Source organism: Streptomyces sp. JK94 (genome assembly GCF_053613315.1).
Genome location: NZ_JBSICH010000029.1, coordinates 23,592 through 32,649, shown reverse-complemented (window position 1 = coordinate 32,649; position 9,058 = coordinate 23,592). Strand labels below are relative to the sequence as shown.

At 73.4% G+C, this 9,058-nt stretch carries 9 protein-coding genes and 1 riboswitch; of the genes, 6 read left to right on the top strand and 3 right to left on the bottom strand.

Translation table 11 applies throughout. The features are described 5' to 3' along the window. The first annotated feature begins 12 nt into the window (after positions 1-12). Genes ACVV2G_RS24375 through ACVV2G_RS24360 form a run of 4 tightly spaced genes read left to right on the top strand, consistent with a single transcriptional unit; the run spans position 13 to position 3,646 of the window. Positions 13-1,197, top strand: coding sequence for a GSCFA domain-containing protein (locus ACVV2G_RS24375; protein WP_453844889.1), 1,185 nt, complete (start codon positions 13-15; stop codon positions 1,195-1,197). After that, a complete protein-coding gene (locus tag ACVV2G_RS24370) occupies positions 1,142-1,873 on the top strand; it encodes a hypothetical protein (protein WP_453844888.1) in 732 nt (243 codons plus the stop codon). The genes ACVV2G_RS24375 and ACVV2G_RS24370 overlap by 56 nt, the downstream gene beginning before the upstream one ends. Positions 1,874-1,932: 59 nt before the next feature. Beyond that, on the top strand, positions 1,933-2,811 hold the full coding sequence (locus tag ACVV2G_RS24365; RefSeq protein ID WP_453844887.1) for a TauD/TfdA dioxygenase family protein: 879 nt from the start codon (positions 1,933-1,935) through the stop codon (positions 2,809-2,811). A 49-nt stretch (positions 2,812-2,860) separates the two neighbouring features. Next, positions 2,861-3,646 carry a hypothetical protein gene (locus tag ACVV2G_RS24360; protein WP_453844886.1) on the top strand — a complete coding sequence of 262 codons (786 nt, stop codon included), beginning with the start codon at positions 2,861-2,863 and terminating at the stop codon, positions 3,644-3,646. Between the two features lie 139 nt (positions 3,647-3,785). Here ACVV2G_RS24360 and ACVV2G_RS24355 read toward each other — a convergent pair whose 3' ends face one another. Further along, entirely contained in the window at positions 3,786-4,979 is a 1,194-nt protein-coding gene (locus tag ACVV2G_RS24355) for an MBL fold metallo-hydrolase (RefSeq protein ID WP_453844885.1), read from the bottom strand. Positions 4,980-5,151: 172 nt separating this feature from the next. Between ACVV2G_RS24355 and ACVV2G_RS24350 the strand changes: the two genes are divergently transcribed. Beyond that, positions 5,152-5,790: a carboxymuconolactone decarboxylase family protein gene (locus tag ACVV2G_RS24350; RefSeq protein ID WP_453844884.1), complete on the top strand. Its 639-nt coding sequence runs from the start codon at positions 5,152-5,154 to the stop codon at positions 5,788-5,790. Positions 5,791-5,795: 5 nt separating this feature from the next. Next, a complete protein-coding gene (locus tag ACVV2G_RS24345) occupies positions 5,796-6,416 on the top strand; it encodes a TetR/AcrR family transcriptional regulator (RefSeq protein WP_453844883.1) in 621 nt (206 codons plus the stop codon). A gap of 123 nt (positions 6,417-6,539) precedes the next feature. Here ACVV2G_RS24345 and ACVV2G_RS24340 read toward each other — a convergent pair whose 3' ends face one another. Together ACVV2G_RS24340 and ACVV2G_RS24335 are read right to left on the bottom strand one after the other, a co-directional pair. Next, on the bottom strand, positions 6,540-7,325 hold the full coding sequence (locus ACVV2G_RS24340) for an SGNH/GDSL hydrolase family protein (protein ID WP_453844977.1): 786 nt from the start codon (positions 7,323-7,325) through the stop codon (positions 6,540-6,542). A 238-nt stretch (positions 7,326-7,563) separates the two neighbouring features. Continuing rightward, a complete protein-coding gene (locus tag ACVV2G_RS24335) occupies positions 7,564-8,520 on the bottom strand; it encodes a M23 family metallopeptidase (RefSeq protein WP_453844882.1) in 957 nt (318 codons plus the stop codon). A 2-nt stretch (positions 8,521-8,522) separates the two neighbouring features. Then, a riboswitch (cyclic di-AMP (ydaO/yuaA leader) is annotated at positions 8,523-8,682 on the bottom strand. Positions 8,683-9,058 lie beyond the last annotated feature (376 nt).

Genomic DNA, 9,058 nt, shown 5'->3' with positions numbered 1-9,058 from the left:
AGGCGCTCCCCCATGGCATCACACCCCTATACGAGCCTGCCGGAGCGTTCCTTCTGGCGCAGCGCGGTCGCCGAACGGGACCCGCTGGACATCGCCGACCTGTGGACGCCGAAGTGGCCCATCGGGCAGGACGCCCCCGTCATCACCGCGGGGTCCTGCTTCGCGGGCCACATCGGACGTGCCCTGCTGGAGGAGGGCATGCACTGGTACGACGCGGAGCCGCCGCCCCCGGGACTGACCGCCGAGCAGCGGTCGGCCCGCGGCTACCGGCGGTTCTCCTTCCGCACGGGGAACATCTACACCGCCGCCGCGCTGCGCCAGTGGATCGCCTGGGCACTCGGCTCCCGCACGCCCCCCGGGGAGGTCTGGGAGGAGGACGGGCGCTGCTACGACCCGTACCGGCCCACGGTGGAGCCGGAGGGGTTCGCCTCGCCCGGTGAGCTGCTGCGCTCCCGCGAGGTCACCCTCGCCGCGCTGCGCACCGCGCTGGCCGAGGCGGAGGTCCTCGTCTTCACCCTCGGCCTGACCGAGGCGTGGCACGACACGGAGCGGGACACCGTGCTGCCGATGTGCCCCGGGACCGTCCGCGGTTCCTTCGACGCCGGCCGGTACGTCCTGCGCAACCACACGGTTTCGCGGGTGCACGAGGACCTCACGGAGGCGCTGGCCATGGCCCGGACCGTCAACCCCGGTCTGCGGACGGTCCTCACGGTCTCTCCGGTACCGCTGACGGCCACCGCCACCGGACGGCACGCCTTGGTCGCGACCACCTTCTCGAAGTCGGTGCTGCGGGCGGCGGCCGGGCAGCTCGCGGACGAGGCCGACCACGTCGACTACTTCCCGTCGTACGAGATCGTCACGGGACTGCCGGGGCTCCCGGCTCTCCCGGCCTCTCCGGGCGACCGGGACCCGTCGGGGACCTCGGGTGGTTCGGGGGCCTCGGGTGCCTGGGGTGCGTCGGCTTCCGGGGGCAGGCGGGGCTTCTTCGAGGCCAACCTGCGTACCGTCCGCCCCGAGGGCGTGGCCTTCGTGATGGGGCACTTCTTCCGGGCCCTGCGGGGCGAACCGGCCCGCACACCGCACACGCCCCCGCACACGCCACCGCAGCCGCCGCCCCTCGCCGGCGGAGAGGACCACTCCTGTGACGACGCCCTGCTCGACTACCACGGCCCCCGCCCGGTTCCTCCTGCTCGGTGACTCCCACGCGGCCTGCGTCGGCCGGGCCGCGCGGGCCGCCGGACTGCCCTTCGCGGGCGGGCCGGTCGGTTCGGGCCGGGATTTCCTCGGCCCCTTCTTCGACACCGACAACACCAACAACACCGACGACACCAACGGCACCAACGGCACCGGAATCCGCTTCCGCGCTCCCGAAGCGCAGCGGCTCTACCGGGAGTTCCTCGACGCCCTGGGTGCCGGGGGACTCGCCGGGCTGCCGGTACCGCTGGTGTGCACCTTCGGGTTCAGCGTCCACACGGTGGCAACCCGGCAGAACTGGGACGTCCACCGCGACCGTCGCGGCGACCTCCCGGAGCCCTTCCTGCGCAGCGCGCTCTTCCCGGCCCTGGTGCGGGCCATGGTCCGCGGCGCGCTCGCCTTCTACGACCACACCGCCGCGCTCGGTCTGCGGGTGGTGGCGGTCATGCCGCCGCAGCGCGTCCCCGGCATGTCGGACGCGCGGGTGTTCCACGCCGCGCAGGACGTCGTCCGTGACGAGGTCGCCGCGCGCGGCGTCGAGATCGTCGACCTGCGCCCCCGGGTGACCGACCGCTCGGGAGAGCAACGCCCCGCCTTCTGCCTGCCGGACGACACGATCCACGGCAACCTCGCCTTCGGCCGCCTCGTGGTCGCCGAACTCCTCGACCGGGGGCTGTGACCCGCCCCCGCCCGTCCGTTTCCGTCCTCTCCCCCACCCGCCCCCACCCGGAGGTCCCCATGGAGCAGTACGCCCTTCAGGCCGTCGAACGCCTGACCACCCGGCCCGCCGAGCCGTACGAGACCCTCTCGGTCAGCCCCCTCACCCCGCTGCTGGGCGCGGAGGTCTCGGGCCTCGACCTGTCGCAGGAGCTGACGCCCCAGCAGGAGAAGGAGGTCAGGCACGCCTTCCGGTCCCACCACGTCCTGGTCTTCCGCGACCAGGACCTCACTCCCGAGCAGCACAAGCGCTTCGCGGGCGTCTTCGGTGAACTGCACCCGGTCACCCTCCCCGTGGAGGGCTCCGACCCGTACATCCTGGAGATCAGCGCGGACAAGGACTCCCGGGCCGTGGCCGGCAACGGCTGGCACTCCGACGGTACGGCGGACCCGGCGCCCTCCCTCGGGTCCTTGCTGTACCTCACGACCGTTCCCGAGGGAGGCAGCGGCGGCGACACCCTCTTCGCCAACATGCACCTCGCCTACGAGTTGCTCTCCCCCGCGATGAGGGAGATCCTCGGCGGGCTGACCGCCCTGCACGACGGCGCCCTGCCGTGGACCGCCGCCGGGCAGACCCCTCCGGCCGGGTACGACGTGCCGCGCACCGAGCACCCCGTCGTCGTCCGGCACCCGGAGACCGGCCGCGAGTTGCTCTTCGTGAACGCCCCGTACACCTCGCACATCACCCAGCTCTCCCGCACCGAGAGCGACACCCTGCTGGGCATGCTGTACGCGCACGTGGCCGGCACCCCGCTGCTGCAGTGCCGCGTGCGGTGGCAGTCGCGCACCCTGGTGCTCTGGGACAACCGCAGCGTGCAGCACCACGCCGTGTGGGACTACTTCCCCCTGACGCGGTTCGGCCGCCGGATCGCCGTGGCGGGCACGCCCCTGCACCGCTGATCCATTCCGCGTACATCATCGATCCCCTGGGACAGGAGGGCGGCACCACATGACGTCCACGACCGACGGGGCGGCGGGGTTCCTGACCGCACTGAGGGCACCGGACGCCGGTCCCGGTGCCGGGCCTGCGTCCGGGGCCGGACCGGCGGCCCTCGTGGGGCTGTGGCCCGTTGCGACCGCCCTCCACGCCGCGTTGCCGGCCGGCGTCCGCGACGGCTGGGCCCTTCGTCTGTACGCGCTCCTCCGGGAGCGGTACGGGGAGGGCACGGTCACCGATCTGTCGGCGGTCCACGACTGGCACCGCCACACGGTCCTGCCCCTCGTCGCCGAGACGGTGCCCGGCGCGGAGGCGGTGCCGTTCTCCCCGCTCGCCCGTCTGCACACCGGGGCGGCCGCGGGCCGCCCGGCCGCCCCGGACGCCTGGCGGACCGCGCTGCATCCGGTCCTGCTCCACCTCCACGCGGCCGCCTACGACCGGACGGCCGCCTATGCCGAGGGCCACGCGGGGGCCCGCGACCACGCGCTGTCCCAGGGCCGGTCCCCGGCCGAGGCCGACGCCTACGGTCACGAGTACGCCGAGCTGGCCTGCACCGCCAACGCGCGCGCCTTCGCCGAGGCACACGCGCTTGCCCTGAGCGACGCGCTGGCGCTCGCCTACGCCGCCGACGACCCCGGGGCGTACGCGGGCACCTTCCCCGGTTCCCACGTACGAGCGGTGGTCCGTGCCGGCGTACAGGCCGGGCCGCGCGCACCGGCCGCCGGGAATCCGGCCGCGCGTCTGTCCGAGGGTTTCCTCACGGCGCTGGCCGGGGCGCGACCGCTCCGCAGCCGGTGACCGCGCGGCCGGCCGGGTCCCTGTAACCGTCGGCGGCCACCGGGAGGCCCGCGGCGGTGGCCTCGGCGCTGTGGACGTCAGCGGGGGACGCTCCGGCATCCGGACCGTCTCACCAGGCTCGTCCCCGATCGGCTCGACGTCACCGCCCGCCCGCGAGGCCGAGGTCCTCCCGGTGCGTCCCGGCCACGCCCTCAGCGATCCGGGGACACCGCCAAGGATGCGCGATCGGACCCGACACCGCCCGCCACCACGCCTCCACCGGCAGCGTCCCCGCCGGTTCGAACGGTTCCCCCGGCCGGGGGAACGCCACCGCCTGGCCGGCCTCCTCGGCCGCGTCCTTCGTCCACTCCGCCGGCTCCGCCCATGCGTGCGGCGCCAGGTTGAAGGTCGCCCAGTGGATCGGCACCAGGACACCGCCCGGCCGGCCCTGCTGCAGATCGAGGTGGGCGCGCACACCCTCCTCGGGCGTCATGTGGATGTCCGGCCAGAACTCGGCGTACGCCCCGAGCTGGATCATCGTGGCGTCGAACGGGCCGTGTGCGGCGCCGATGTCACGGAAACCGTCGAAGTAGCCCGTGTCCCCGCTGTGGTAGACCCGGTGTTCCTCACCGGCGACGACCCAGGACGCCCAGAGGGTGTGCTGGGTGTTGCGCAGGCCGCGCCCGCAGAAGTGGCGGGCCGGGGTGGCGGTGAGGGTGAGGCCGCCGACGCGCGTCGACTCGTGCCAGTCCAGCTCGCGCAGCCGGTCGGCGGGCACGCCCCAGCGTTCGAGGTGCGCGCCGACGCCGAGTGGCACGGCGAAGAGGGTGTCGGTGCCGGCCAGTGCCTTGATCGTGGGCATGTCCAGGTGGTCGTAGTGGTCGTGGGAGATCACGACGACGTCGACCGGGCCCAGGGCGGCCAGGGGGACCGGAACCGGATGCAGCCGCTTCGGACCGGCGAAGGGGAACGGGGAGCAGCGCTCGCCCCACACGGGGTCGAAGAGCACCCGCCGTCCGTCGATCTCGGCGAGCACGCCGGAGTGTCCCGTCCAGGTCAGCCGCAGTCCGGTGGCGGGCGGCCGGGCGAGGTCGGCGAGTGTGGTGGCATGCACCGGAACCGGGCTCCGCGGGGCGCGGCGGAGCCGTGATTCCCGGTCGAAGTAGATCCTGGCGAACTCGACGGCCGATCCGGCGGGGCGGGTCCGGGTGGCGCCCCCGGGATTCTGGAAGACGCCGTCGCGGAAGTGCGGCGATCTGCGGATGCGCGCCATGCGCTCGCCGCTCGGGTCCGCACCGAAGGCGGCGGGCCGCGGGGCACTGGGCCCGAAGCCCGGGAAACGGAAACCGGCCACGGTACCTCCAGGGGAGTAGGTCAGGCTCTCATTGTCGTCTCGTCCGACGTCACATCGAACGACTGATGTCACATCCGCGTTCCCTCCACCCGTCGTACCGGTGAGGGCGCTCCCACCGGAGCACCCAGCACCCAGCACCCAGGCACGGCCGACGGACAGGAAGGTGGCCCCCATGGCCCGCGTATCCCTCACCCCGCCCCGGACGCTTCTCTTCCGCGTCGTGGAGTGGTACTCCCGGCGCACCTACGGCAAGGTCCTCGACCCCGGCAAGGCGCTCGCCCACAATCCTCGCGTGCTCTGGGGCGACCTGCGGTTCGGACAGTCCGTGGCCCGGTGGAACCGGCTGGACCCCGACCTGAAGGCGCTCGCGGTGATGGCCTCGGCGGCCTCGATCGGCTGCTCAGGGTGCATGGACTTCGGCCACTGGGAGAGCGCCGAGCGCGGCATGGACCGGCGCACGCTCCACGACGTGCCGGTGTGGCGGGAGAGCGACGCCTGCACGCCGCCGGAGCGGGACGTCATGGAGTACGCCGAGGCGATGACGGCCACCCCGCCCACCGTGGGGGACGAACTCGCCGCGCGGCTGCGGACCGGGCTGGGCGAGCCCGCGTTCGTCGAGCTGACGGCCATGGTCACCGTCGGGTACCTGCGCTCCCGCGTCAACGCGGCGCTCGACCTGACCGGTCAGGGCTTCAAGGCCTCATGCGACCTGCCCGGCCCGGGGCGCCCGGGTGGGGCCGACGCCGCCGCGGGCTGGGCGGCCGGTCCCGGAAGCGGCCGTCACCGCACGTCCGGGGCCTGTATAGGGTGACGGGCGTGGGGAGAGTCCGGTTGAGTGTGGCGGAGCGGCGCGCGGAGCTGTTGCGCGCGGCCATCGAGCAGATATCGGCGCGAGGGGTCGCCGCGTTGCGGATCTCCGACGTCGCCGCCGCGCTCGGGGTCAGCAACGCCCTGGTGCTCTATCACTTCTCCACCAAGGAGAAGCTGGTCGCCGCCGCGTTCACCTACGCCGCCGAGGACGACCTCGCCCGCCTGGGCCGGCTGCTGGACCGCCGCACGTCGGCGTTGCGCCGGCTGCGGGCGGCCGTGCGGTGGTACGCCCCGACCGGACAGGCCAAGGGCTGGCGGCTGTGGATCGAGGGCTGGGCGGTGGCGCTGCGCGAGCCCGCGCTGCGGGAGGTCGCGCGGGAACTGGACCGCCAGTGGAAGGCGTCGATCGCCGAGGTCATCGCCGAAGGCGTGGCCGCCGGGGAGTTCCGGTGCTCCGCGCCCGAGGAGGCGGCACTGCGCCTGACCGCGCTGCTCGACGGGCTGGCCGTACAACTGACGTCGTACGGGGGCACGGTGTCTCGGGTCCGGGCCCAGAGGTGGATGGACGAGGCACTCGCCCGCGAACTGGGCCTCGAGCGGGAGGCGTTGACGGCGCCCCGTCGTTAGCCCTGCCCGCCCCGTACCCGACACGCCGTACGCCGTACCCGGCGCCCCGCACGCCGTGCCCGGCGCCCCGCGCACGCTCGTGGAGCGAACGGCGGCCGGCGGCCCGGCCGCCGTTCCCCGCCGTCAGGCCACCGTCGCGATCCGCCCCCTGATGTCGTCCGGCGACAGCGTCCCCTTGGCGATCACGTGGTCGCCCGAGGACTCGCCGCGCAGCCGGCGCCCGATCCACGGCACCAGGAACTCCCGGGCCCACTGCACGTCGTCGCGCCGGACGTCCAGGGTGCCGCGGGGCGGCAGCGGCGGCCAGGGCTGGTCCGGGTCGGCCGGGACGGGCAGGCCGAGGACCTGGCCCGCGCGCAGCGCCACGCGCGTGTGTCCCTCCGGTGACAGGTGCAGCCGGTCGGCGTCCCAGGCCCTGCGGTCCTGCACGGTCCTGAGCGACCACAGGTCGAGCACGGGGCAGCCGTAGCGGTCGGCGACGGCCCGCACGTGCCCGTTGTACGTGGCGATCTTGCCGCGCAGACGCCTGAGGACGGGCACCCCGCGGGTGTCGAAGCCGGTCGTCACGAGCACGGTGCCGGCCGCGGCGGTCAGCGCGGCCACCGCCCGCTCGAACCGCTCGGCCACCTCGTCGGGGTCGGTGCCGGGCCGGATGATGTCGTTGCCGCCCGCGCAGAACGAGACCAGGTCCGGCGCGAGTTCGACGGCTCGCGGCACCTGCTCCGCCACGATCCGGTCGAGCAGCCTGCCGCGTACGGCGAGGTTCGTGTAGGTGAAGTCGCCCTCGGGGCGCCGGTCCGCCAGCAGTACGGCGAACCGGTCGGCCCAGCCGACGAACGACCCGTCGGGGCCCCGGTCACCGACGCCTTCGGTGAAGCTGTCCCCCACCGCCACGTACGACCCGATCACTGCTCTGCTGTCACTCTTCGAATCGTCTGCCACATCGGCCCATGATTCACCCTGGAATGTGGCCTACGCGACCGTAGGAAAGGGTTGACGGGCGGTGAGAAACACCACGCCCGACGTGTTCGCCGATCCAGGAATACGCCGAAGGCCGGGACGTTCCCCGGGGCCGGAACGCGCCGAAGGCCGGACCCGGGGATCGGGGTCCGGCCTTCGGCGGCGCGAGGCCGCGCCAGCGTCCTCGTCAGAGGGAGACGCCGTGCGAACGCAGGTAGGCGATCGGGTCCACGTCCGAGCCGTAGTCCGCGGTGGTGCGGATCTCGAAGTGCAGGTGCGGACCGGTCACGTTGCCGGTGGCGCCCGAGAGGCCGACCTGCTGGCCCGCCGTCACGGACTGGCCCGCGGAGACGGAGAGCGAGGAGAGGTGGGCGTACTGGGCGTAGTAGCCGTCGGCGAGCTGGACGACGACCTGGTTGCCGTACGCGCCGCCCCAGCCGGCGGAGACGACGGTGCCCGCGCCGACGGCCTTGAGCGAGGTGCCGGTCGGGACGACGAAGTCCGTGCCGGTGTGGTAGCCGCTGGACCACATGCTGCCGGTCTGGTGGTACGGGGTGCCGACGCTGCCGCCGGGGACGGGGGACGTGTAGCCGCTGCTGGTGCCGGCGGACCGGGCGCTCGTGTTCGAGGAGTCCGAGGAGTCCGAGGAACTTGAGGAGCCCGAGGAGGAGGTCTTCGCGTCGCCCGAGGACTTCTCGGCCGGCGCGGCCTTCTCGGCGGCCGGCTTCTCGGCCTCGGCGGCGGAGGAGGACGGGGCCGACGACTTGGCGGCCTGTCCACCGATCGCGAGCTTCAGCCCTGGGTGGATCAGCGACGGGTCCGAACCGACGGCCTCGCGGTTGTCGGCGTAGAGCTTCTTCCAGCCGCCGTCGACGTCCTGGTCGTCGGCGATCTTCGAGAGGTAGTCACCGCTCTGCACGGTGTACGTCCGCGACTGCTCGCTCTTCGCGGTGCCGGCGGCCTTCTCGGCCGACGTCGCGGCGGACCGCACGGCCTGCTCGGAAACGGACTGCGCGGGAGCGGCGTGGGCCCCGGCGGCGCCCATCAGCGGCAGCGCGAGCGCGGCGCCACCGGTTCCGGCGACGGCGATGGTGCGGGTCAGGCGCATGGTCCTGGTACGGCGGTGCTTACCCTTCGCGGGCATGGTGATGTCCTCTCCGGCGCCTGCGAGGTGAGCTGTCGGGTGCGAGCTGGAGATGCCCGGCCGCGCCGAGACGCGGCTTAACCCCAAGCCGTTCCGGGAACCGGAACAGGCAGTTGTACCTGTGGGTCCCCCGCTCCTGCCGTGTACGGGTGGTGGATGAGTGCTGGCTCCGGTCGGCGGCAGGATTAGGCGTCCGCCCGGATCGGTGGTGAACGTAAGCGACCAGGACGCACACGGACAAGCGAGGGGTTCCGCGGACGGGTGTTCCTACCGGTCCTTTACGGGAATCACCGGTCACCCTCCGTCGATTCCCGAAGCTCCGTTTCGGGCAAACGTCCTTGAAAACCGGTTGGATTACGTGAACATGACGGACAACGCACCGTCACCGATATGACGCTGCTCACGCGCCGTCCCGCCAGCGCCTCTTACACCAGGGCGAGTTGTAACGAAGGCGCCATATCGGACGGATGACCCAGATGCCTCGGAGTCGGAGGTCCGTGCCGCCGAGGGCCCCGGACCGTGCCGTATCGTCGAGTGG